Consider the following 24279-nt stretch of genomic DNA (forward strand, 5'->3'; position numbering starts at 1 on the left):
GGCGCATGGCTGGACAGCCACGAATTGCCCGACAGCGAAGGGCGCATGCAACGCGCCGTTCTGACCGCAGATGATATGGCGCGCTACAGCGCACAGATAGAGTTGCCCGTCTGGGGGCGCTACCGTGACTGGGATATCGCCAAATGCGGCGCGTGGACACAAGGGCCGGTGCTGCTGCAATCGCTTGCCCTGCTGGACGGTCTGGACCTGAACGGTCTGGACCCGCATGGGGCCGACTTCATCCATCTGGTCACAGAGGCGATGAAACTGGCGTTTGCCGACCGCGAAATCTATGTCGCCGACCCTGCGTTTACGGATGTGCCGTTACAGGCGTTGCTTGCCAAGGACTACACGTCTGCGCGCCGCGCCCTTATCGGCACGCGCGCCAGTCTGGACCTGACCCCCGGCACCCTGACCGGCTTTGAGGCGCAGCGCCGTGCCATGCTGGCAGCCCTTGACCGCCTGAGCAGCACGGACGGCGCGGTGTATGAACCCACAATGTCCCATCTGGCGCGCAAACGCGGCGATACCGTGCATCTGGATGTCATCGACGCCGAAGGGAACATGGTTGCGGCCACACCGTCAGGGGGCTGGCTGCAAAGTTCGCCCGCCATCCCGTCCTTGGGGTTCTGCCTGAACACGCGCGCGCAAATGTTCTGGCTGGAAGACGGCTTGCCCGGATCACTGGCCCCCGGCAAACGCCCGCGCACCACACTGTCGCCGACATTCGCCATGCAGAACGGACAACCGCGTATGGTGTTCGGCACACCCGGCGGCGACCAGCAGGACCAGTGGCAGCTGATATTCTTCCTGTATCACGCGGAATTCGGCATGGGGCTGCAACAGGCCCTTGATGCGCCGTTGTTTCATTCCACGCATTTCCCCGCCAGCTTCTACCCGCGATCGCGCAGCCCCGGCCAGATTATGGTCGAGGATACATTCGGCGCGCAGGTCATCGCAGACTTGCGTGCGCGCGGGCACGATGTGCAGATCGCCCCGCATATGAGTATCGGGCGGCTGACGGCGGCAGCACAGGGCGCGGACGGGATATTGCGCGCAGGCGCGTCACCGCGCCTGATGCAGGCCTATGCCGTGGGCCGGTAGCGCCCTATTCGGGATAGAGCACGCAGGCGACTTCGTGCCCGTCGGAAATCTTGCGCCGTTTGGGTGACGGGTGGCTGTCAAAGCTGACCACCAGTGCCTTGCCGGACTCGGTAATCGTCGCGGCCTCTGCCAATGATGCAGGGCGCGCGGCCAGCACTTCGGCCAGCTGTGCGCGGGCAAGCGCCACGCCTTTGGGTGCGGGAATACGCACTGCCAGCCCGTCGCGTTCGGGCACGCCCAGCGCATCGCGGTTGCGTTCATCCAGATCCCATTCGGCAAGGGCCGCGATCACGTCCCGCCCTTCCCACCCGCAGGTGACAGTTGCCAGCGGGCAGCGGTTGTGGAACCGGCAACCATTGGGAATGTCACTTGCAGACGGAATTTCCCCTGCCGATTCCAAGGGGGGCTTTTCCACACTTGGATCAGGTTCGGGCGACGCATCAAGCAGCAGTTGCGTATAAGGATGGCGGCGTTCGGCAATTACCTTTTCCGTGGGGCCAACCTCGACAATCTCGCCCAGATACATGATCGCGGTGCGGTCCGCGACATAGCGTATGGTGGGCAGATCATGGCTGACATAGATAAAGGAAATCCCCATCTCGTCACGGAAATGGCGCATCAGGTTCAACACGCCTGCGCGGATGGACACATCCAGCATCGACACAGGTTCGTCCGCGATGATGAAGCGCGGCTCCAACACAATCGCGCGGGCAATGGCCACGCGCTGGCGCTGCCCGCCCGACAATTCATGCGGAAAACGGTCCATATAGGTATCAGCGGGTTTCAGCCCTGCGCGTTCCAGCGCCTGCACCACCAGTTTACGCCGTGCAGCGCCCTTGGCCAATCCGTGTATCGTCAACGGTTCGCCCACAATGTCCTGAATGGTAAAGCGCGGGTTCAGGGTCTGGTACGGGTCTTGAAACACCATCTGGGCGCGGCGGCGGAAGGCCTTAAGCGCGGCACCTTTCAGGGGGGCAATGTCATCCCCCTCGGACACGATGCGACCGGCAGTCGGGTCTTGCAGCCGCACCAGCATTTCGCCCGTTGTCGTCTTGCCGGAACCGGATTCACCCGCCAGCCCCAGAATTTCGCCTTCTTGCAAGGTCAGGTCAATGCCGTCCACCGCGTGAACAAAGGTTTCGGATTTACCCAGAAACCCGCCCGCTATGGGGAAATGCTTGACCAGCCCTTCCACCTGCAACACCTCGGCGCTGGCCTTGTGTTCGCGGCGGGTCACACTGGTCACTTCTTCATTCAGGCGCTGGCCCACCTTGGCCCACGCGTCATTCGTGGCCGCGACGCGGCGGAATTCCTCGACACGGTCGGGGTAATGGCAGGCGGCATAGCGCCCCTCGCCGACTTCGTGCTGTGCGGGATCTTCCGCAATGCAGCGTTCCGTCGCAAACGGGCAGCGTTCGGCAAAGCAGCAGCCCTTGGGCGGGTCCAGCAGATTGGGCGGTGTGCCGGGAATGGAAATCAATTCGCGCTGCGCGCCTTCCAATGTGGGAAACGCGTTGGTCAGCCCCATCGTATAGGGGTGGAAGGGCTGGCCGAAGACCTGCCGCACAGGGCCGGTTTCCATGATCTTGCCGCCATACATGACCGCCACACGGTCGCAGGTCTGCACCACAACCGAAATATCATGCGTGATGAACATCAGCGCCATGCCACGTTCACGCTGCAGCCGCGCCAGCCGCGACAGGATTTGCGCCTGTGTCACCACATCCAGTGCAGTCGTCGGTTCATCCGCAATCAGCAGTTGCGGCTGAAGCGCCATTGCCATCGCAATGACGGCGCGCTGTTTCATGCCGCCCGACATTTCATGCGGATAGGCGCGCAGCCGCGACGGGTCCAGACCCACGGCGCGGAACAGGTCTTCGGCCTGCGCCCATGCATCGGCCTTGTCGATCTTGATATGCGCGTTCATCGCCTCCATGATCTGGTCACCCACGCGGTAAACCGGATCAAGCGCGTTCATCGCCGCCTGTGAAATCCACGCGATTTCCTTCCAGCGCACGCGGCGCATATCCTCGCCCTGCAAGGGCACCAGATCACGGCCCGCAAAATCAATCACCCCGCGCGGAATTTCACCATTGGGCGGCAGCAGCTTCAGCATGGCTTTGGCGGCCGTGGTCTTGCCGCAACCGGACTCGCCCACCAGCCCCAGTGCCTCGCCGGGGGCGATTGAAAAATCAATCCCGTCCACGGCCTGCACCGGCCCCGCCCCCGTGCGGTAATGAATGGCCAGATCGCGCACATCCAGAAGGGTCTTTTGTGCCATATCCTTCATTGCCGCGCCCTCAGCCTTGGGTTGGCGACCACTTCCAGCGACCGCGAGATGAAAAAGACCGACAGCACAGTGGTCATGATAAGAATACCCGGCGGCAGGTTCCACCACCACGCCGTGCGCCACGCACCCGACAGGCGCGCATCATGCAAGATGCCCCCCCAGCTGATGGATTGGGGCGGCCCAAGCCCAAGGAAGGACAGCGTCGCTTCGGCAATGATCGACACGCCCACAATGATTGCCAGCTCCAGAAAGACCAAGGGCAACACATTGGGGAAGATATGCAGATACATGATCCGCAGATCGGACGCACCCGCCACGCGCGCGGCCTTCACGAACGGACGTTCCCGCAAGGACAGCACCTGCGACCGGATCAACCGCGCGACCGTGCGCCATGTCAGCAAGGACACGGCCAGAATAACAATCGTCAGGCTGGGCTGGAACAGCAGCACCAGAATCAGCGCGAAGGGTTCAAACGGGATGCCATACATCACATCGACCGTGCGCATCAGGATGGTTTCGGTCCGGCCCCTGTAATACCCCGCAATCAGGCCGACATTGGTGCCGATCAGCACGACCAGCGTTGCCCCCAGAAAACCCACCAGCAGCGCGATCTGGCTGCCATGCACATTCTGGCTGAACAGGTCGCGGCCCAGATGGTCGGTGCCGAACCAGTGTTCCCGCGAAGGGGGCGAGAGGCGGGTGACGAAGCGGTCGGACCCCAGCGCCAGCCAGTCATCGCCTACGACCAGAAGCGCACGCAAATGACGCTCGCTTTCGGTGGGCACAATCTGCCACGCGGCACCGTCCCATTCCATGATGATGCCATTGCGCCCTGCGGCAACCGCGCGCCCGTCATCACCTATCCAGCCGGCACGCAGCGCGCGTGTGTCCGGTGCAGGGTCCGTGACCCAAGCGCCACCGGCGGTGTCGCGTCGCAACAGCGTGCCGCGTTCACCCACCACCAGCGCAGCCCCGTCCGGCGTAATATGAATGTGGTTCAAATCGCGGCTGGACCCGATACGTTCCAGTGCCGCCGTTCCCGTTTCGGGGTCATAGCGGATCGCAAGCCCCCGTTCGCCAACGATCAGCGCCGTGCCATCCGCATCCAGCGCCACACCGTGTAACGGAAAGCCGCGCCCGACAGGGCTGTCAATTTCCGTAATCGTCGCTGCGCCTGCATCCAGCAGCCAGATTTCTTCATTCGCGCCGACAATCAGGGCATTGTCTGTATCCAGCCAGATCACGGATCGCAGATCGGCTTCGGGGGCGGGAACAAGTTGCCAGGTCGCGCCATCCCCCAACAGGATGGTGCCCAGACCGCCCACGATGATCGTGCGCCCGTCCGCATTCAGGTCAACCGCGTTCAGGTCGGCATCGGTTTCCACATCGGCGCGCGTCCAGTCGTCACTGCCTGCACGCGTCCAGACTGTGCCACCCCGCCCGACAATGATGGACTGTCCGGCATGATGCGCCGCGTCGTTCAGCGCCAGCGGCCCCAGACTTTCGCGTAACTCCCACCCATCAGAACCGCGCAGCAGGACCGAGCCATCCTCGATTTCATTGATGTGGCGCGGGTCGTGCGGGGACAGAAGCGGGGCAAACAATGCCATTGCAATGATCACACCCAGCACACACATGCCAATCACGGCCAGCCGGTCTTGCACCATCAGCCGAAGCGGCCCCATGGCCGCGCGTAGGATCGGGGGAAGGGTCATCGGAAACTCACCCTTGGGTCAAGTGTGGTATACAAGATATCCACCAACAAATTCAAAGAGATGACGAAAGCCGCCATGATAAGGAAACTGGCCTGCGCCAGCGGGAAGTCAGACGTGCGCACCGCGTTCAGGATTTCGCGCCCCAGTCCGGGCCAGGAAAACACCACCTCGACCACCACCTGGCCGCCCGCGGCCAGACCGATGGTCACGGCCAGTTGCGTGACCACAGGCAGCAACGCATTGCGCGCGGCGTGCTTATACAGAATGTCGCGTTCCGGCAGGCCCTTGGCGCGGGCCATTTCAATGAAATCCTCGCCATAGACTTCCAGCATGGTGTTGCGCATGATCAACATGGGCGAGCCAAGATAATACAGCGCCACAATCAAGACCGGCAAAATCGCATGCCACAGGAAATCCAGCGTGAAAATCTTGTCCCAGAACCCCGTCGCATCATAGGGCAGCGTGCGCATGCCCGATGTCGGGAACATGGACAACCCCACCCCGAAGATCAGAATGGCAATCATGCCTGTCCAGAACATCGGGGCCGAGCGGAACATAAGGCCCACAAAGATACCCATTGTGTCCGTGCTGGACCCGCGCCGCCATGACAGCCACGCGCCCAAAGGCACACCGATCGCATAGGCCAGCACAATCGCCGCCAGCATCAGGATCATGGTATTGCCCAAGCGTTCCCAGACGATTTCCGCCACCGGCGCGCGGTAACTGAAGGATGTACCAAATTCGCCCTGCACGGCATTGGTCAGAAACAACACATATTGCCGCCAGAGCGGGTCATCCAGCCCGAACTGGGCGCGCACGGCGGCGCGTTGTTCGGCGTTCAACCCTTCGGTTATCAGCGCCGCAGTCGGGTCCGGCAGCCCCATGCGAAACAGGAAAAACAGGATCGTCGCGATAATCCACAGGGAAAAAACCGCCTGCAAAACGCGTTTGATCAGATAGGTGCGGCGTGTCATTGCCTGAACTTTCTGGGCAGTATCCCATTGTGCCGGATCATTACTGTCCGGCGGGACGGAAAAAGCACGCCCTGCCGCAGATCACTGCGGCAGGGCACAGGGCATTGCATCACATTCAGCGTTGCAGGCGTCCGTCGCTGTCCCAGCTATAGCCAGCCTCTTCCAACTCGGCGCGCGCGGCGTCCATGTCGAAGTCGAAGCGTTCCACAAACGGATTGTGCCAGAAGGCGTTGACAGGGGCCACCACAGTTGTGCCCACCTCGCCGCGACCATCCAGCAGCACATTGACCATGCGTTCACGGTCCATTGCCATGGTCAGTGCGCGACGCACTGCGCGGTCGTCGAACGGTTCGCGGCGCGTGTTATAGGTCATGTGGAAATAACCGAAATCGGGCACCGACACGACGGTCAGATCGCTGTTGCCTTCGGCCAGCGGAATCTGTCCCGGCTCCATGCGCCATGCGGTCATGTCGATCTGGCCGGTTTGCAGCGCGGTAAACACGCCTTCCGCATCGGCATAGATTACAAACTCCACACCATCCACGGCGATTTCATCGGCGTGGAAATGGTCGCGATTGGTGGTCAGCGACATGAATTCGCCGCGGTCATAGCGGTCGAACACGAACGGGCCGGACCCGACTGTCGGAATCTGTTCAGGCGTCAGATCCTGCGGGTTGTCGATTTCCGACCAGATATGCGCAGGCAGGATCGGAATCTGGCTAAGCGTGATGGTCGCAAATGGCGCAGACGGTTCAGACAGGTTGAACCGCACTGTCAGATCGCCTGTCACCTCGACCGAGGCCACGGGCGCAAGATAGGAATTGAAGTAGCTATATTCGCTGTCCATGTAGTAGTTGAAGGTAAACGCGATATCTTCAGCGGTCAGCGGCTCGCCATCATGGAAGGTCATGCCTTCGCGCAGGGTGACATCAATCGTGACCTCGTCCACGGCCTCGACACGTTCAGCCGCCCATGGCACAGGCTCCACATCCGGTGACAGGCGCACCAGACGGTCATAATACATGCGCATCCACTTCCAGCCCCACACGGATGTGGATGCAAGCGGGTTCACATTGTCCGGCTCCTGCGGGCCACCGATGCGCAGTGTCGTGCGATCCCCCACAGGCTGGGCTTCCATCGGGACCCATTCGGAATACAGCCCTTCACCCGCCATTGCGTTCATGTTGGTGAATTGGGTGTTGTTATAGGCCACGACTTCGTCACGGTGAAACAGCACCACGACAGGGACATCACCCATATACAGGTCTTGCATTTCATGCACGATATCGCGGCGCGCTTCGATGTCGAATTCGGCGCCTTGCGCGTCATACAGCGCATCATAATCGGGGTTGGAATAGCCGCCGGGGTTGTTGGCACCCAAATCTGCCTGCCGGCTGTCCAGCGTGCCAAGGAAGAATTGCGGGTCCAGACGATCCACACGCCCCGACCAGCCCAGTATGGTCGCGTCAAAATCCTGCTCGGAATAGAAGCGGTCCAGAAGGGTGCTGAATTCCATCGGGCGGACGGTTACATCCAGCCCCAGTTCGCGCCACGCTTCGGCAACGATAAACGCCCCTTCATAGCGGATCGGGTCGTAGGATTCCGTTGTGGTCAGGATCTCGACAGATGCGACCTGTTCCTGCGCAATACCCGGCGCGGCAAACGCGGCCAGTGCCAGCATCGATGTGCCGGCCAACATGAATTTCCGTGTCACAAGCATCTCCCCGTTGTTGTTTTGTTTTTAAATGACGATGCACAATAGAAGGCGCGCCATACGGCCACGGTATTACGCATGTTCACGAATGGTCAACCCATAGTGAAGGCAATATTGGCGCAGCATCGACATTAGCTAAGGCCGAATCGCGCGATCAGCCCCGCTTGTGGCGACGTATCGTGCAGCGCCAATCAGGCGTCAGACGGCTCGTGCGTGCCCTCGCGCGCGACGACCCAGCCGTTCAACCATGCCAGCCCCGCCAGCGTCAGCCCCAAGCCCAGAAATGCCCCCACGCGCAACAGCCCCTCCAGTTCGGAGGCATCGACCAGAAACGCCTTCGCGGCGGCAAATCCGGCAAGTGCAACGCCCAGTTTGCGCAGGTCCGGCCGCCTTGTGCGCAAGGCCCATGCCAAGGCGGCGGCACCGGCCAATAGCAGTGCAAATGTGTAGGCATAAAGCTCTCCCTGTGCGACGCCGTTCAACAGGCGTAGATCGGGGCCTTGCCACAGGTGACGGATTGCAGTTGCGAGCCACAAGGCGCACAGACCCCATGCCACAAACTGAAGATAGCGCACCCGTGCCAGCGCCAGCAACACAAGGGCGGGAAACAGATAGGCCAGCAACAGGTCATTCACCACGGGCCAGCCTGCAACCTCACCCCAGAACGGCCATATCCCGACAAGCGGCGAGGCAGGGAAAACCGCAGCCGCGACCAGCGCCACAGCCGCCCAAAGCGCAAACAGCCATGCGAGGGCCTTGCGGACATGTTGCAGCAACGGCAATGCGGCACGCCTGAGCTGCACCCATGTCAATGCAATCAGGACACCGGCCTGCAACCCCAACTGCGCATGCGGGCCAATCTGGTCCGGCAGCACACGCGCGATCACAAGCCCCGCAACAATCGCGGCACTGCCCGCCAATCCGGTTTCCACAACCAGACGCGCCTCTTGGCGGATATGCACATCCGCAAGGCGCTGCATCAGCCAAAGTGCCAGCAACGGTCCTGCAAGGGTCGCGACTATGGACGCCGCAAAGTCAAATCCCTGCGCCTGATCCAGATGCCAGGTGATGCCCGGGTCCAGCACCAGCCGCCAGCCCAGCGCAAGCGATGCCAGCACCATGAACGCCCCGATACCGGGAATGTCAAAGCGCCGGTCCATCGCGGCAGCCGCCACCATCAGCACCGCCAGCGCAATCGTCAGTGCCGCCTGCCCTAGAACCAGCGTCACGCCCAACGCCACAAACGCGAAACCCGCAGCAACGGATGCGCCCAGTCTGGGGCCGTGGCCCTTGTCACGCACGCCGTAGCGCAAGGCCAGCAGCGTTGCGAACCCGGCAGCGGCCATGGCGTGCAGCGCCCATGCATAGGGGCCAATAACGCCAGCAGGGTGCCACATGGTTTCCAGCGCCACCAATGCGCCGCCCGGCAAGACAAGTCCGGCAAGTGTGAAGGGCGCATAGCGGCCGGGGTTTTCCGCCTCGCCCCGCCAGATCATGGCCAGACTGGCCAGAAGGGCAAGCCCGAAGACATAGCTGGCCTGTAGCGGCATGGGCGATTCCGGCGGGCGCGGCAGGTGAAAGCCATAGACGACCGAGCCGCCGCCAAGCCACGCTTGCACAATAATCCACAGTGGCAGCGCAAGAACGGGCAACACCATCTGGTCGGACAACGCAGGCGCACGCAGGCACCAGACCGCGATCAATATGGCCAGCGCGGCAATGCCTATCGGTCCTGCCATGCCGTCCACCAACAGCGCCAGACCAAAGCCTGCGACAGCAGATGCCACGAAACTGGCGCGCACCCCTTGTGCGGGCCTGACCCGCCCCAAGGCGCGCGGCCCCTGCACCATTGGCGCGATATAGCCGAAAGGCAGCGTCATTGCAGCGCCCGCCACCATAATCACGGCAAGCGCGAAACCCAGCTCATCCGCGCCAGCAAACCGCCACATCACCATGGCGCCCAGCGGCCCGGCAAGCGCCAGCCATGTGACCCAACCCCAGCGCCGTTTTGCGTCAATTCCAAGTCCGGCGAAGGCCAGCAAAGCGAAATACCCGAACAACGCGGGTGGCGGCGGTCCCCCGCCCCCAAGGACGAAGGGAACTGCCGTGCCCGCAACCAGCCCCAGTGCCGACAACATGGGCCCGTATAGCCAGCCCAACCCGATAGCGGCAAAGGACAAGATTGCCAGACACGCCAGCGCTGTCGCAGGCCCGATCATCGCATAAAGATGCAGCGCTGCCAGCACAGCCGCCATTGCAATAACCAACCCCGCCCCTGTCAGCGTGGCGGGCAGAACAGGACCGGCAACAGGGCGGGGGCGCAACCATTCGCCTGCCCCCACCAGCATGGCGGCCAGAACCAGCGCCAGAACAATCTGCGTGAACGGTGTCAGTTTTCCGGTTTCAACCGCGTATTGAACCAGAAACACCCCTGACAGCACCAGTGCAGCACCCGCAACAGGGTAAATCCAGTTGTCGCGCAACCATGGCCGCAACCGCGCAAATACGCCTTCTCTAGACGCCTTCGCACCTGACTTGGGAACACGTGCCACTGTTGTCGCGTCTGGCGTCGCGCCTGCATTGCGCGAACGCTGGCCCCAGGGCGTTTTTCGGGTCGACATGTCAGGTGCCGCACTGACCGGTGCATCCGGCTGGCCCACTAGATCATGGCCAGCATCCACGCCCTGCGCGCGCAATGTCGCAATATCCTGTTCCAGCTTCTTGATGCGCGTGCGTGATGACAGGGCGATCCATAATGCCGCAACGCTTATCAAAGTCAGGAAAAGTTCCATGCTGGTCGCCTGTTGCCACGGTGTTTCATCAATAACGGCTGCTCTGTGCAACCATACTCGCGAAACGGCGCGGATCTAGCAAGGGCCTGCAATGAATTCCTGACAGGCAGCGGGCGCGGTCCGCGAACCCCGCCCTGCCGAGAGGCGGTCAATCAGGCCAAGGCAACCGTGCCTTCATGGCGGTCCAGCGTCTTGCCCGGCCTTGCGCCAGTGGGGGTGGCGTCCCGCCAGACGCAGCGTCCGTTTACCCATGTTTGCTGCAACCCGATTGCGGGGCGTTTGGGATCTTCATAGCTGGCCCCCGCCGCAATGCGCGCAGGATCAAACACCACCAGATCGGCATAATGCCCAAGTGCCAGACGCCCGCGCCCTGTCAGGCCAAAACGGTCGGCCGGCATGGAGGTCATGCGCTTGACGGCCTCTTCAAGGGTGAACACCCCCTCGTCGCGGGCATAATGGCCCAGCACGCGCGGAAAAGTGCCCCAGACGCGCGGATGCGGGTGTTTCCCCCGCCCGATCCCGTCGGAACAGATGATCGTATGCGGGTATTGCAAAATACGCCGCACATCGGTTTCGGCCATCAGGAAGAAAATACCGGTTGCAGGCAGCAGCCGTTCCATGGCGGTGTCCAGATCGACGCCCCACTCGCGCGCAATATCATCCAGATCGCGGCCCGCCATTTCAGGATAAGGCACGGAATCGGCGACCATCACGCGCTGTGCCTGTTTGTGCCGTCCGGAATTCAGCATCGTGGATGATGCGGTCCAGGGCGTTGTGTCCAGCCCCACATCCTGATGGGCGCGGGCGGTTTCAATCATCGCCAGCGTGACTTCTGACAGGCCGTGATTGGCCAGCCCTGCGCATTTGTGATGCGAGACATGCACACCGCAGCAGGCAGCGCGCCCGATTTGCAGCGTCTCATTCAGTGCTTCGATCACGCGGTCGCCTTCGTCGCGCATATGGGTGACATACAGCTTGCCATGCGCCTGCGCGATGCGCGCCATTTCAATCAGTTCTTCGGTGGGGGCGGCGCGCGCGGGCGGGTAGAATGCGCCCGTGGACAACCCGATCCCCCCGTCAGCCAGCGCGGCATCCAGCGATGCCGCCATCGCACGCAATTCGGCCTTGTCGGCGGGACGGTTCAAATCGGCGCATTCATTCACACGCAAGGTGCCATGCCCGATCAGGCAGGCAGTGTTCACCGCAGGCGGGGCTGCATCCAGATGCGCGCGATAAGCGGCGAAACTGGCAAAGCGCGGCACTTCGGCTGACAGGATAATGTCCAGCGGCGCGGGCAATGCCACATCGGCGCGCAAGGGGGCAATGGAAAACCCGCAATTGCCGTTAATGATGGTCGTCACCCCCTGCCCCACCATGCAGGCCATATCCGGATCGGTCAGCACGATTTCATCATGGTGCACATGCGGGTCAATAAACCCCGGTGCCAGCACCAGACCGGTGCAATCATGCTCCACGCCCGCGCTGTGCTGCGCCAGCTGGCCCATTGCCGTGATCCGGTCATCAGTGATGGCCAGATCGCCCTGCCATGACGGGCCACCTGTGCCGTCAATAATCGTTGCATTCCGGAAGATCACATCCGCTTTCATGGGAAGTCCTGATATTTGAGGGATAGGAACACGCCGGTTCAGTGTTGCGCCAGATCCTGTTCAACATTCACCGTATCGGGGGCTGCGCGTTCAAACGGGCGGGCCAACAGATGGATAAGGATGAACACAATCATCAGCGGCACAGCCACCGCGACCAGAAAGGTCGGAAAGCCCAGTGTTTCGGCCGTCATGCGCGAATGACGCACCAGAAAGCTGCGTTCCGGGTTCATGTTGGGACCAAAGAAGCTGAACCACAGGATTGGCAGCAGATAGATCAGCACCGCAAGCCCCTGAATGGCGCCCGTCACCGCCGACACCCACGCGGGGCGGTCGGCCTTGGCTGCGCCGATCAGGGCGGGGTCGAAACGGCGCTTGAACGACAGCGTCGCCCCCATCAACCCCGCCCAGATCATGGCATAGCGGGCCAGTTCTTCTGTCCATGCGGGGGGCGAATTCAGCACATAACGCGCGACAACCTGCGTCATGACTGCCCCCACCAGCACCACAAGGAACATCATCGACAAGGCACTGGCCAGACGGTCAATGCCACGGCTAAGCGCAACGACTATCCGTCCGGCCATCTGCATCAGTTGCGCACCAGATCCAGCGCGTCCAGATAGGCCTGCAGATGGTCTGCCTCCATCACGTCATCCCATGTGGGGCGTGTGGCCTCGACCATCTTCTCACGCTCGCCTTCGTCCAGTTCGGAAATGGTGACACCGGCCTCAATGTGACGTTCGGTGACGATTGTGCTCCAGTCCTCGATCCATGCGCGGTTGGCGGCAACACCTGCCTCAATGGCGGCATCGATCTGGGTTTTTTCTTCGTCCGACAGCATGTCATACCAGTCTTCGGACATCAGCACTATGCGGGTCGATGGCGTGACCGCGATTTGCGTGAAATGGCGCAGGAATTCCGTGTGGCCGGTGCGGATGGCGGAATTGGGCGGGTTGATATAGCCGTCGGCAATGCCGGTCTGGATGGCATTTGCGACCTCGGCCCAGGCGACAATCGTGCCCGATGCGCCCAGCGCCTCGATATAGGCCAGCTGTTCGGCATTCAGCGCACGCAGGCGCAGCGATGACAGGTCTTCCATCTTGGTGACTGCATGGCTGCGGTTATGAATACCGTTGGGCATACCGATATAGGTGAAGCCCACCAGACGCACACCATTGCGCACCAGCGGTTCATTCATCTGGTCCAGCAGGTCGGATTCCGCGATCACGGCATCGAATTCATCGCCATCTTCAAACATGAATGGCAGGGCCACGCCGCGGACCATGGGACTCATGCCATAGGTGGTGGATACGGTCGCCAGATTGATCTCCAACAAGCCCTGGGCCACCTGGTCAAAACGCTCGCGTTCGCTGCCCAATGTGTCGGACGGGAAGATGTTGACATCGAACCCCGTGCCTTCCAGCGCTTCGGCGAAGCCTGCGGCGAATGCGGCCTCGGCGTTGGTGGCAGGGTCGTTCACGCCATTCATGGCAATCTTGACTTCGGTTGCCGAAAGCGACGTTGTCGCCAGAAGGAAGCCAAGGCCGGTGGCCAGAAGTGTCTTTGTCATGTCTCAGTCCTCTTGGTTGTGAAACGGATCAGCGCAGCCCAAGTGCCTTGGGCAACGCCAGCGAGATTTCGGGAACAAATGTCAGCAGGATCAGAACGCCCAACTCGACCAGAAAGAACGGCAGGGTCACGCGGATCAGGCGCCAGTAATCCATCTTGACGACCGTGGCCAGAATCAGCAGCACCCCGCCCAGCGGCGGCGACAGCAAACCGATGGTGATGTTGAAACAGATCACAATGCCCAGATGCACAGGGTCAATTCCCATGGCCAGCGCAACGGGCACGAAAATGGGCGCGAACAATGCAACCGCCGCCTTCACATCCATGACCATACCCGCCAGCAGGAAAATGACGTTGATCAGCATCAGGTATTGCAGCGGCCCCAGACCCCAACCGTCAATCGTAGCCGCAATCGCTTGTGGCCATTGCATCAGTGCCGCCAGATAGCTGAAGGTCGAAATCGCGCACAGAATGATGAACAGCGCACCCAGCAAAACGCCCGTGCGGTGCAGGCTTTCGCCCACCTCGCGCCAGCCCAACTGGCCATACCCGATGCCAATCAGCAGGGCCGCCATGACAGCCACGCCCGCAGCTTCGGCCGGGGTCATGATGCCAAACAACGTGCCCCCCAGAATGATGACCGGCAACAACAACGCAGGCAAGGCCTTCAGCGCAGAGGGCAGCACCGCAGGCAGTTCGGCCCCCCGCCCGCCGGGGTGATCGTCGCGCCACGCATAGAACGCGTTCATCGCCATCAGCACAGCCGCCAGCAACAACCCCGGCACAATGCCCGCCGCGAACAGTGCCGCGATGGATGTGTCCATCAATGCGCCATAGAAAATAAGGATCGAACTGGGCGGAATGATTGGCCCGATGATGGATGATGCACCCGTAATCGCCGCCGCATAATCGCGCGAATACCCGCGCTTTTCCATTTCCGGCACCAGTGAATTGCCCAAAGCCGCCGCATCCGACACCGCAGACCCTGACACGCCCGCGAAAAACACACTGGTCAGGATGTTGACATGCCCAAGCCCCCCCTTCAGGCGCCCCACCAGCGACATGGAGAAATCGATCAGCGCCTTGGCCAGCCCGCCACGGTTCATCAGATCGCCCGCCAGAATGAACAGCGGCATCGCCAGAAAGGCGAATACATCCAGCTGGCTGAACAGGCGTTGCGGCAGCACCGCCATGTAGCGCGTGTTGTCGGACACGATGAATGTCACGATTGCAGCCGCGCCAACCGCATAGGCGATGGCCGCACCCGCAATCACGGCAACCATCAAAAACCCCAGGACGAAGACAGCTTGCATATGTTCAGACCCAGCATTCACTTAACATTTGAAACAGTATTGCGGCAAAGGCGCTATAATAAAATGAAAAGTTTTTGAAGCTTTCATAGCAATAGGCTATATCTATGACATGGATCATCGCGCAATAACCCTTCAACGCATGCAGGTTTTCTGCGCTGTATACGAGCATGGATCGTTCAGTGCGGCAGCACGCGCATTGTCAATTTCTCAACCGACGGTCAGCAAGCATCTGCGCGATCTGGAACGTGCCTTGGGAATGACCCTGTTTGTGCTGGACCACGGGCGCATCACCCCCAGCAACGAGGCGGGCTGGCTGTATCATCAAAGTAAATTCCTAAGCGAAGGTGTGCGCGAATTGTCCAAGCGCATCACGCGGTTTCGCAGTGGTGCCGAAAGACAGCTTTCTGTGGGCTGTGTGGGCATGTTGACCCGCCATCACCTGCCACAGGCCGTAGCGCGGATCATGGAACAAATGCCCGACCTGAACCTGAACCTGTGGGTGCAAACCGCGATCGAGCAGTTATCGGCCATTCGCGCAGGGCAAATAGATCTGGGAATTTGCGTTGGCATGGTCGACTGCGCCGATCTGCATGCCGTTCGGATCGGGCAGGGAAAACTGGTCCTGATGGCCCCGAAGGAAACCGCCGCCGCAGCCAGAATGCATGTTACCCCGCAAGATATCGTGGATCACGGGGTGGGCATAGATGTGCCGTTTGACCGCCCCTTGGGCAAACTGTTCCACAACTGGCTGGACGGTCGCGCCCCGTCGCAGGCTGCGGGACGTATAGTGGCCTATTCGCTTCAGCTTATGGTCCCGCTTGCACAGCAGTTGCGGCGCAGTGTGGTTATCGACAGCTTCTCGGCAAGCGCAATTATGGAAGATGACATGCAGCTGGTGGACCTGCACCCCGAAGTCACATTTGATGTGCTGGCCATTTCAGCGCGGCCGCTGGACCAGCTTGGGCCGGCGCGTGACCTGACACAGGCTTTGCAGCATATGCTGGCGGGGACCGGGTGCGGCACGAGGCAGCAAGAATAGTGCAGATTTTCCCTTGATTGGTGCGTCCATGTGCCTGACACTTTCGCAGCTTGCATCGCACCGGACGCCAAACCGACAAAAGGACTTCGCATGACACAACCGCAAGGACACCAGACACGCCTCGCAACGGCTGCCTTGATCGTGATATGCAGTGCAACCGCTGGCCATGCGCAGCTTGATGGCCATGGGCCGGATGCGTGGCGGGTCATTGATGTCGCGCCCGATGACGTACTGAACCTGCGCATGGGGCCGGGCACGCAATACCCGATTATCGGATCATTCGCCCCCGATGAAGGCGGGCTGGCGCAGACCACCTGCGTGCCGTTCATGCCCTATGGGCACGGCATGTCCCTTTCGCCCGAAAGCCGCGCAAGGCTGGACCTGCCGCCGCGCTGGTGCCTGATGGCGTCCGCCGACGCGCGCAGGCAAGGCTGGGTTTCGGCGCGGTTCCTTGCAGAGGATGCGACCCCAACAGATACGGACCCCGCACATTCCACCCGCGATGCCGAAGAAATCGCCGTGAATCTGGTCCGGCGCCTGTATACGCTTCACGATCTGGCGCTGCGCGGTCAGGCACTAAACCCGCTGGAGCCGCCGCGTATACAGGATTTTTTCTTTCTTGACGATGTCGCGCGCATCACAAACCACCCGATGGGGGCCGACCCCTTGTATGATGCCCAGGACACCGAGATAACCGATTTTCAGGTTTCGGTGGAATCCATGTATCGCGGTCTGATAACCGTGAATGCGACATTCAGGAATTTCGGACAACCGCAAACGGCCACCTTCAGCCTGCGCCCGGATACGCAGCAACCTGACGCCCCGATACGAATTCTGGAAATAACCCATCAGGACTGGCGTTTTCCGGGATAGTGAAACGCCACCACCGCGCACACTGAAACAGTGATTGCGCATCACGAAACTGCCTGTAATTTACCCATACACACAAAAAAGCTATTCAAAAATGCCCCGAAACGGTAAGGAACATGTGATAGTTCACATCGACCTGACCTACACCATCTGGGCAGCCGTTCTTACACTCGGAAGGGAGTGCTTGTGATTTCTGACGCATGTTGCACCGTCTAGTGGTCGTCGCGATGAAACAATGGCCGGGGCACATTCGCAGGGCCGTGCTGCGCAAGACCAATTTGCCAGCCGCACTGGCCCTGGTTGTCATTATCGCTGGCTGGGTTGCTGCCGAAACACAATCGCGCAACAACTACCTACAGGTCCAGCGCAATATTGTGCTGGCACAAGCGGCGGTGTTGCGCGCTGATCTGGAAGGCACGGTAAACGGGACGATCCAGCTTGTGCGTGGCTTGATCGCCACGATCGCGACCGAACCGGACATGGATCAGGCGCGCTTTGTGGAACTGGCCAGCAGGTTGCTGGCCGACCAGCAGGTGCTGCGCAATGTCGGGGCCGCGCCGGATATGGTCATCCGGATGATGTATCCGGTGGAAGGAAACGACGCGGCAATCGGGCTTGATTACGCGCGCCACCCCGACCAGCGGGACGCTGCGATGCGCGCACGCGAACTGGGCAAGATGGTGTTGGCGGGACCGCTGGACCTGTTGCAGGGGGGGCGGGGGTTCGCAGGTCGTTTTCCCGTATATGTGCCCCGCAATGATGGCCCGCCAGAATTCTGGGGGCTGGTGTCGGCGGTCATGGATGTTGACGTGCTCTACGCTCAGGCAGGGCTGAACGATGATCTGCCAATTTCCGTGATGCTGACAGGCCGGGACGCTACTGGCGCGCAAGGGCCTGCGTTTTTCGGGCCGGACATCACGCCGGAAGATGCGCCAGTGATAACCGAGGTGCAACTGCCCAGCGGATCATGGCAGATAGCGGCCCTGCCCCATGGCGGCTGGCAAACGCGCCCACCGCATATATGGACAACCCGCGCGCTGCTGTTGCTGGCGGCAATCCTGATCCTTGCGCCCAGCATACAGATGGGCCGCCTGATGGAAATGCGCCAATATGCCATCAGGGAACTGAAATCCGCCAACAGGATATTGCACCGCCAGATGCAGGAACGCGAGGCGGCGCGCGTGATCCAGCAGGAAACAGAAGCGCAGCTGCGCAACAGCCTGCAACAGCAACAAGCCATTACCAACCGGTTTCAGGATGTGGCAGATATTAGCCGTTCGTGGGTATGGGAAGTGGATGCGGACATGCGCTTCACCCATGTCTCGGACACGTTTCTGCGGCTGACCGAACTGCCCGCCGATAAAGTGCTGGGCCATACCCGTGCCGAGATTTATGCAGATAACCCGCATGCGATGCAAAGCGCAGACTGGAATTCACTGCTGGAACGGGTTGCGCGGCGTGAACCTTTCTCGGGCTTCGTGCACAGCATGATGACCGCGACAGGAAGGGAGCTTTGGGTACAGGTGTCCGGCACCCCGATGTTTGACGCGCACGGCCAGTTCACCGGATATCGGGGGGCAGGCATGGATGTGACGGAAATGCAGCTGGCCCGCGCCGCTGCCGAGGAATCAAGCCGCGTGAAAACCATGTTCCTTGCAAATATGAGCCATGAAATCCGCACACCACTGAATGGTGTCTTGGGCATAGCCGAAGCCTTGCAGGATGCGCTGCCAGACCCTGAACACCAGAAAATGGCCGAGACAATTCGCGCCAGCGGCGAAGGTTTGCTGCAAATCCTGAATGACATTCTTGATATATCGAAGATCGAAGCCGGAAAAATGCTGCTGGAGGAGACGGATTTCATTCCCGAAGATATCCTTGCGCAGGTTTGTTCGCTGCACCACCCCCGCTGCACGGAAAAAGGGCTTCGCCTGCGGATCATCCACCTTGCGCCCGAACGCGTGGCCCGCCGCGGCGACCCGCATCGGGTGCGTCAGGTGATCCATAACCTTGTCAGCAATGCAATCAAATTCACGGATCAGGGCGACGTGACCATCACGCTGAACAACATGCGCGATGGTCCTTTTGAAATAGACGTGCGCGATTCAGGCATTGGCATGACCGCCGAACAACTGGACAGGATATTCGAGGATTTCGCGCAGGCGGACGGTTCCATCACACGCAGGTTTGGTGGTACGGGACTGGGAATGTCTATCGTAAAGCGCCTTGTTACATTGATGCAGGGCACCATCAGCGTCGACTCAACCTTGGGCAGCGGAACATGTGTTCAAGTGGCCTTTCCACTGCCCGTTACGGACCAGACAACCGCCGTGCAACCGCCGGCACCCGCGAACCTTACGGGCCTGCGCCTGCTGGTCGCAGATGACATGCGCACCAACCAGATCGTGGTTCAGGCGCTGCTGGCAAACACCGGCGCCCAGATCACCATGGTCGATAACGGCGAACAGGCGGTCAATGCCTGGATGCAGGGGAAATTTGACGCGGTGCTGCTTGATATCTCGATGCCGGTTATGGACGGGCCGTCCGCACTTTCACGGATGATCCAGTATGCAGACAGCCACAGCCTTCCGCATCCGCGCGCCATAGCATTTACGGCCAATGTCATGCATCACCAGATCGAACACTATCACGCGGCCGGATTCGTTGCCTGTATTGCCAAACCGCTTAAGAAGGCGGATCTGATAAGCCAGATCGCCGCAGTTACAGGGCGGATCGCGGCATAAGGCGCGGCATTCCCGCGCCCCTGCCGTCACGCAATCTGGTCGCGCCAGCCGTGTTTGGGGGCAAACCCGACCAGATTGCGGGCCTTGTCGATCGCATAAACCGTATCATTGCCTGCAATGCTGCGGCGGACAGGCACGCCTGCGTAAAAACGCGCAATAACCTCTTGGGTGGGAATTCCGACAGAGGTGTCGGGATTTGCCACATTGAACACCTGATACCCCAGCCCGTCTGTGCGCAGACAACACGCCACCATATGCCCCAGATCACGCGCATCGATATAGCCGAAGATATTGCGCCTGCGCCGTGACGGGTCTTGCACGAAAGCAGGGAACATTTCGCTGTATTCATGCGGTTCAATCACGTTATTGATCCGCAACCCGTAAATATCAACGCCGGTACGCGCCTGAAATGACCGCGCTGTTACTTCATTGGCGACTTTCGACATGGCATAGCTGTCATGCGGCACGGTCGGGTGATCCTCGTCCACGGGCAAATAGGCGGGGCGCACCTCTCCTTGTGCGAAGCACACGCCATAGGTTGTTTCCGAAGACGCAAAAATCACCTTGCGAATGCCCAGCTTCACAGCAGCCTCAATGACATTATAGGTGCTTAGGGTGTTCACGCGAAACACCTCGGAGTCGGAGGTCACCAGAATGCGCGGGATCGCGGCAAAATGCACCACTGCATCGAAGCGCGGCACACCGGCGGGATCATCCAGTTCATCCATACCCGCAAGCCCGGACATTGCCGAATAGACCTGCCCGATATCCGTCAGATCCACCTTCAGGTTATCCACACGCGGATCATCCAGCGGCACCAGATCGGCATTCAACACCCTGTGCCCCTGATCCAGCAAATGGGACACCGCATGTTTGCCCGCCTTGCCCGAACCGCCCGTAAAGAAAATTCGCATGGAAACCCGCCTGTATTGTGTTGCCGAACTGGCTGTGGGTGCACGGTAAGGGACAAGCGCCGGACAATGCAAGCCCTGCACGCAGACCTACATTGTGTTGGGCAGGAACAGAACCAGCGCCGGAAACAGGATCAGCAGGATCAGGCGAATGACATCGGTTGCAACGAAGGGCAGCACACCGCGGAAAATCGTGGTCAGCCGAACGCCTTTGGATAACGTGTTGATCACAAACACATTGATACCCATGGGTGGCGTTATCATACCCAGTTCCGCCACCATCACGATAATGACACCGAACCAGATGGGGTCAAACCCCAGATGCATGACAACCGGAAACACGATGGGCACCAGCAACAGGATCATGGCCATCGTGTCCAGAATGCAGCCCGCGATGATAAACGCAATCAGGATCAGCGCCAGCGTGCCATGTGCGGACATGTCCAGACTGACCAGCCACGCTGTCAGCTTTTGCGGGGATCGTGTGATGGCCAGAAAATAGCCAAACAATACTGCCCCGATCAGCACCGTGAAAATCGACACTGAAATGCGCAGGGTTTCCACCAGTGACCGCAAAATCTTGTCAGTGTTCAACTGCCCGCGTGCAACCCCGATGGCCAGCGTGGCAATGGCACCAAGGGCAGATGCCTCGGTCGGGGTGGCGACACCCAGATAGATGGCCCCGATCACCGCCGCAAACAGCAACATGACCGCCCAGACCCCCGACAGTGACGCCACCGCATCGCGCAGGACAAACGGCTGCCCGTCCGGCAGGCCCCGCCCATAGGCAATGCGGATTGTCAGCATATACAGCACAATCGCCATCAGACCGGGAATGATGCCCGCGATGAACAACTGGCTGACATCGGTTTCGGTAATGAACGCATAGATGACCATCACCACTGATGGCGGGATCATGATGCCCAATGTGCCGCCCGCCGCAATCACGCCCGTGGCCATATCCTCGCGGTAGCCATAGCGGCGCATTTCTGGCAGGGCCACGCGGGTCATTGTGGCCGCTGTGGCCACCGAACTGCCCGATATGGCCGCAAACCCGCCGCAGGCCACCACCGTGGACATGGCGACCCCGCCGCGCAACGGGCCGAACCATGCACTGGCGGCGCGGAACACTTCACGGCTTAGGCCGGAATTGGTGGCAAGCGCGCCCATCAGGATGAAAAACACCACAAGGCTCAGGTGGAAATCCGTCAGCACGCGAATGGGCGATGTGGCCAGCAGGTTCAGGGCCGGCGTCCAGCCGCGAATGGCCGCGAAGCCGCCCACGCCCACCAATGCCAGTGCCACCCCCACCGGAACGCGCAGCAGCAGCATGGCAAACAATGCGGCGAACCCGCTGATGGCGACAATATCAGCGTATGCCACGGGTGACCTCTTTGAAATCCATATCCTCGGAAGATTCGACCTGATCATGGCCAGTGACAATCCGCACCAGCTTGATCGAAATGGTCACGATGCTGGCGGCAATCCCTGCCCAGATCAGCCCAAGAAACGGCCAGATCGGAATGCGCAAATCGAAGGTGGTTTCCCCCGATATACGCGCGCTGTCCACACGTCCGAACATTTTCCATGCAACCAGCGCGGCAAAACACAGCAGAAAGGCCCATGCCAGCGCATCAATCCCCCGGCGAATGCGGGGGCTGACGGTCTGGGCCACAATATCCACCTGCACATGCCCGCCGCGCAACCCGATCACCGCGAACCCCCATGCCAGACACGCCCCCAGCAACAGGCGCGAGAAATCGAAACTGTCGGGAACCGGCCATGCAAACACATATCGCCCCAGCGTGGAGGCCACGACCAGCAACGTCACAGCCCCCAGAAGGACTGCCGCGACCAGTTCCACAGCGCGCATGTAAAGATGAAGCAGACGCATCATTCAGGCACCAACGGTGTAATCAGCGGAAAAAGGGTGCGCGCGCCGCACATACCGGCGCGCGCGATCATGGCTTATTCGTAGGCTGCGCCCACAGCCTGCAAACGTGCAGTCAGGTCTTCCAGCGCGGCTTGCGGGTCCGCAAGTCCGGCATTGGCAGCCGCTTGTGCCCATTCTTCGCGCAACTGGTCCGACAGCGCCTGCCACTGTGCCATCTGCGCATCATCAGGGGTGTAGAAGACATGCCCTTCCTGATCCACAAGGCGCGCACGGCCAGAGGATTCCTGCTCGGCCCACGCAGCGTTGATCCGTTCGGACCATTCGGGCGTGCAATGTGCATCAATCACTTCGCGGTTTTCGGGTGACAGGCTGTCATACACGCCTTGGTTCATGGCATAGACAAACGTCACCGAATACAGCGGCAGGTCCAGATGGTGTGTGACAATATCGGCCACATTGAACACCGACAGGCTGTGCCATGGCGACACAGTCGCATCTGCGCCACCGGATGACAGGATCGCGCGCATTTCAGGAACCGGCACTTGCACGGGGCTTGCGCCCATCAGGCTGATCATGCGGGCAATCGTGCCCTGCGGGGGACGAATGTTCATGCCCGCGTAATCACCGGGTTCCGCGATGGGGCCGCGCGTTGCATGGAACGTGCCCGGATCATGCAGGTTGACCAGACAGACATGCACATCCGGCATTTCCTGTGCGGCATGCTGCATATACCATTCATGCAGGGCGCGGTTGGCTGTGGTGCCGTTGGACACAAGGAACGGCAGTTCCCCAGCTGCAATAATGGGGAAACGCCCCGCCTGATAGCCCGGATTGACGAAGGCGATATCGACAATGCCATCGCGCGCAAGGTCGTAATGGTCCGGCGCGGACCCAAGTTGCTGGGCGGGATACAGGTCAACCTGAATACGTCCGTCCGATGCCGCAGCGATTGATTCCGCCCATTCGGTCATGCCGTCCGTGTGCACTTCATGCACCGGCGGCAGCCAATGCGACAGCGCAAGCGTCACTTCTTGTGCGGTCGCAGCACTGCCTATGGCCATAGCCAGCGTTGCCCCTGTCATCATTACCTTTGCAGTCATGCTGTATCCTCCCTGATGTCTGCATGGATTGAATTTGTGGTCCGGCGCGCGGCGGCTTGCATGCGACGCGGCCTAAAGAGTTTCGCTGCGCTTACAGCTGCTTCAAGTTTGCAATGACACGATCAAGCGCGGCCAGCAGGTCTGTCACCTCGGCCTCGCTGAACCCTGCCAGCGTTTGTTCTTCCACGGCCTGCGCCTTGCGCGTCAGATCGGCGGTAACCTTTTCACCCAGCTTTGTGGCCCATACGGCATTGCTGCGGCGGTCGCCTTCGACTGCGCGACGCTCTACAATGCCGTTGGCTTCCAGCCGGTCCAGAATGGGCACCAGACTGGACCGCTGAAGCCCCACTGCTTCTGCGACGCGGTGCTGCGGCTGGCCGGGGTTGGCACAGATAATGGACAACAACCCCAGATATCGCGCGGCGCCCCCATGGTCCGGCGTGCAGGCCTCGAACGACTTATACGCCAGAATTTGCGCCATACGCAGCCGGAAGTTGATGCTTCCGGCCAGTTCCGGCTGCAACGCCAGTTCATCCTGCGGCGCGTCGTCCAAATCAGATTTAGCCAAAACAGATTTCGCCAGCATTGTTCTGCACCATATTGATTGATGTCGAACTATTCGATAACATCACATATATCTTTTGTC

The 24279-nt window shown here is 60.5% G+C and carries 18 protein-coding genes; 4 read left to right on the forward strand and 14 right to left on the reverse strand.

Annotated elements, in window-relative coordinates; all coding sequences use genetic code 11:
* On the forward strand, positions 1 to 1104 hold a 1104-nt coding region (locus ACTIE1_RS03645), incomplete at its 5' end, for a gamma-glutamyltransferase family protein (RefSeq protein ID WP_439563262.1).
* 4 nt (positions 1105 to 1108) lie between these two features.
* Here the strand turns inward: ACTIE1_RS03645 and ACTIE1_RS03650 are convergent.
* The 9 genes from ACTIE1_RS03650 to ACTIE1_RS03690 all read right to left on the reverse strand — a co-directional run bounded on the left by ACTIE1_RS03650 (position 1109) and on the right by ACTIE1_RS03690 (position 15075).
* On the reverse strand, positions 1109 to 3385 hold the full coding sequence (locus ACTIE1_RS03650; RefSeq protein ID WP_439561727.1) for a dipeptide ABC transporter ATP-binding protein: 2277 nt from the start codon (positions 3383 to 3385) through the stop codon (positions 1109 to 1111).
* 5 nt (positions 3386 to 3390) lie between these two features.
* Positions 3391 to 5109: an ABC transporter permease subunit gene (locus ACTIE1_RS03655; protein WP_439563263.1), complete on the reverse strand. Its 1719-nt coding sequence runs from the start codon at positions 5107 to 5109 to the stop codon at positions 3391 to 3393.
* The gene (locus ACTIE1_RS03660; protein WP_439561729.1) at positions 5106 to 6083 is read right to left on the reverse strand and encodes an ABC transporter permease; all 978 of its coding nucleotides are present in this window, start codon (positions 6081 to 6083) and stop codon (positions 5106 to 5108) included. The genes ACTIE1_RS03655 and ACTIE1_RS03660 overlap by 4 nt, the downstream gene beginning before the upstream one ends.
* 115 nt (positions 6084 to 6198) lie before the next feature.
* Positions 6199 to 7782, reverse strand: coding sequence for an ABC transporter substrate-binding protein (locus ACTIE1_RS03665; RefSeq protein ID WP_439563264.1), 1584 nt, complete (start codon positions 7780 to 7782; stop codon positions 6199 to 6201).
* A gap of 206 nt (positions 7783 to 7988) precedes the next feature.
* Positions 7989 to 10589, reverse strand: a complete 2601-nt coding sequence (locus tag ACTIE1_RS03670; RefSeq protein ID WP_439561731.1) for a DUF2339 domain-containing protein — start codon at positions 10587 to 10589, stop codon at positions 7989 to 7991.
* A 152-nt stretch (positions 10590 to 10741) separates the two neighbouring features.
* Complete coding sequence (locus ACTIE1_RS03675) at positions 10742 to 12196, reverse strand: N-acyl-D-amino-acid deacylase family protein (protein WP_439561732.1); 1455 nt, start codon at positions 12194 to 12196, stop codon at positions 10742 to 10744.
* 38 nt (positions 12197 to 12234) lie between these two features.
* Positions 12235 to 12777, reverse strand: coding sequence for a TRAP transporter small permease (locus ACTIE1_RS03680; RefSeq protein WP_439561733.1), 543 nt, complete (start codon positions 12775 to 12777; stop codon positions 12235 to 12237).
* Positions 12778 to 12782: 5 nt separating this feature from the next.
* Positions 12783 to 13763, reverse strand: a complete 981-nt coding sequence (locus tag ACTIE1_RS03685; protein ID WP_439561734.1) for a TRAP transporter substrate-binding protein — start codon at positions 13761 to 13763, stop codon at positions 12783 to 12785.
* 28 nt (positions 13764 to 13791) lie between these two features.
* Positions 13792 to 15075: a TRAP transporter large permease gene (locus ACTIE1_RS03690; RefSeq protein ID WP_439561735.1), complete on the reverse strand. Its 1284-nt coding sequence runs from the start codon at positions 15073 to 15075 to the stop codon at positions 13792 to 13794.
* A 139-nt stretch (positions 15076 to 15214) separates the two neighbouring features.
* Here ACTIE1_RS03690 and ACTIE1_RS03695 point away from each other — a divergent pair, with 139 nt between their 5' ends.
* The 3 genes from ACTIE1_RS03695 to ACTIE1_RS03705 all read left to right on the forward strand — a co-directional run bounded on the left by ACTIE1_RS03695 (position 15215) and on the right by ACTIE1_RS03705 (position 19728).
* A complete protein-coding gene (locus ACTIE1_RS03695) occupies positions 15215 to 16114 on the forward strand; it encodes a LysR family transcriptional regulator (RefSeq protein ID WP_439563281.1) in 900 nt (299 codons plus the stop codon).
* A gap of 90 nt (positions 16115 to 16204) precedes the next feature.
* Positions 16205 to 16987, forward strand: coding sequence for a hypothetical protein (locus tag ACTIE1_RS03700; RefSeq protein ID WP_439561737.1), 783 nt, complete (start codon positions 16205 to 16207; stop codon positions 16985 to 16987).
* Positions 16988 to 17211: 224 nt separating this feature from the next.
* Positions 17212 to 19728, forward strand: a complete 2517-nt coding sequence (locus ACTIE1_RS03705; RefSeq protein ID WP_439563265.1) for an ATP-binding protein — start codon at positions 17212 to 17214, stop codon at positions 19726 to 19728.
* Positions 19729 to 19754: 26 nt separating this feature from the next.
* Here the strand turns inward: ACTIE1_RS03705 and ACTIE1_RS03710 are convergent, their stop codons facing one another.
* From ACTIE1_RS03710 to ACTIE1_RS03730, 5 genes are all read right to left on the reverse strand, one after another.
* A complete protein-coding gene (locus tag ACTIE1_RS03710) occupies positions 19755 to 20642 on the reverse strand; it encodes an NAD-dependent epimerase/dehydratase family protein (protein WP_439561739.1) in 888 nt (295 codons plus the stop codon).
* Between the two features lie 87 nt (positions 20643 to 20729).
* The gene (locus ACTIE1_RS03715) at positions 20730 to 22070 is read right to left on the reverse strand and encodes a TRAP transporter large permease (RefSeq protein ID WP_439561740.1); all 1341 of its coding nucleotides are present in this window, start codon (positions 22068 to 22070) and stop codon (positions 20730 to 20732) included.
* Entirely contained in the window at positions 22009 to 22536 is a 528-nt protein-coding gene (locus tag ACTIE1_RS03720) for a TRAP transporter small permease (protein ID WP_439561741.1), read from the reverse strand. Before ACTIE1_RS03720 ends, ACTIE1_RS03715 begins: the two co-directional genes overlap by 62 nt.
* Before the next feature lie 71 nt (positions 22537 to 22607).
* Positions 22608 to 23633: a TRAP transporter substrate-binding protein gene (locus ACTIE1_RS03725; protein WP_439561742.1), complete on the reverse strand. Its 1026-nt coding sequence runs from the start codon at positions 23631 to 23633 to the stop codon at positions 22608 to 22610.
* 91 nt (positions 23634 to 23724) lie between these two features.
* Complete coding sequence (locus ACTIE1_RS03730; RefSeq protein ID WP_439561743.1) at positions 23725 to 24201, reverse strand: MarR family winged helix-turn-helix transcriptional regulator; 477 nt, start codon at positions 24199 to 24201, stop codon at positions 23725 to 23727.
* Positions 24202 to 24279: the final 78 nt, after the last annotated feature.

Origin of the sequence: Roseinatronobacter sp. (assembly GCF_051859525.1) — a bacterium.
In the GTDB taxonomy this organism is placed as follows: Bacteria; Pseudomonadota; Alphaproteobacteria; order Rhodobacterales; family Rhodobacteraceae; genus Roseinatronobacter.

Excerpts from the sequence above, each read along its gene's own strand:
- ACTIE1_RS03650 (WP_439561727.1), bottom strand. The coding sequence starts at position 3,385 with ATGGCACAAAAGACCCTTCTGGATGTGCGCGATCTGGCCATTCATTAC.
- ACTIE1_RS03655 (WP_439563263.1), bottom strand. The coding sequence starts at position 5,109 with ATGACCCTTCCCCCGATCCTACGCGCGGCCATGGGGCCGCTTCGGCTG.
- ACTIE1_RS03660 (WP_439561729.1), bottom strand. The coding sequence starts at position 6,083 with ATGACACGCCGCACCTATCTGATCAAACGCGTTTTGCAGGCGGTTTTT.
- ACTIE1_RS03665 (WP_439563264.1), bottom strand. The coding sequence starts at position 7,782 with ATGTTGGCCGGCACATCGATGCTGGCACTGGCCGCGTTTGCCGCGCCG.
- ACTIE1_RS03670 (WP_439561731.1), bottom strand. The coding sequence starts at position 10,589 with ATGGAACTTTTCCTGACTTTGATAAGCGTTGCGGCATTATGGATCGCC.
- ACTIE1_RS03675 (WP_439561732.1), bottom strand. The coding sequence starts at position 12,196 with ATGAAAGCGGATGTGATCTTCCGGAATGCAACGATTATTGACGGCACA.
- ACTIE1_RS03680 (WP_439561733.1), bottom strand. The coding sequence starts at position 12,777 with ATGGCCGGACGGATAGTCGTTGCGCTTAGCCGTGGCATTGACCGTCTG.
- ACTIE1_RS03685 (WP_439561734.1), bottom strand. The coding sequence starts at position 13,763 with ATGACAAAGACACTTCTGGCCACCGGCCTTGGCTTCCTTCTGGCGACA.
- ACTIE1_RS03690 (WP_439561735.1), bottom strand. The coding sequence starts at position 15,075 with ATGCAAGCTGTCTTCGTCCTGGGGTTTTTGATGGTTGCCGTGATTGCG.
- ACTIE1_RS03695 (WP_439563281.1), top strand. The coding sequence starts at position 15,215 with ATGCAGGTTTTCTGCGCTGTATACGAGCATGGATCGTTCAGTGCGGCA.
- ACTIE1_RS03700 (WP_439561737.1), top strand. The coding sequence starts at position 16,205 with ATGACACAACCGCAAGGACACCAGACACGCCTCGCAACGGCTGCCTTG.
- ACTIE1_RS03705 (WP_439563265.1), top strand. The coding sequence starts at position 17,212 with ATGAAACAATGGCCGGGGCACATTCGCAGGGCCGTGCTGCGCAAGACC.
- ACTIE1_RS03710 (WP_439561739.1), bottom strand. The coding sequence starts at position 20,642 with ATGCGAATTTTCTTTACGGGCGGTTCGGGCAAGGCGGGCAAACATGCG.
- ACTIE1_RS03715 (WP_439561740.1), bottom strand. The coding sequence starts at position 22,070 with ATGATCAGGTCGAATCTTCCGAGGATATGGATTTCAAAGAGGTCACCC.
- ACTIE1_RS03720 (WP_439561741.1), bottom strand. The coding sequence starts at position 22,536 with ATGATGCGTCTGCTTCATCTTTACATGCGCGCTGTGGAACTGGTCGCG.
- ACTIE1_RS03725 (WP_439561742.1), bottom strand. The coding sequence starts at position 23,633 with ATGACTGCAAAGGTAATGATGACAGGGGCAACGCTGGCTATGGCCATA.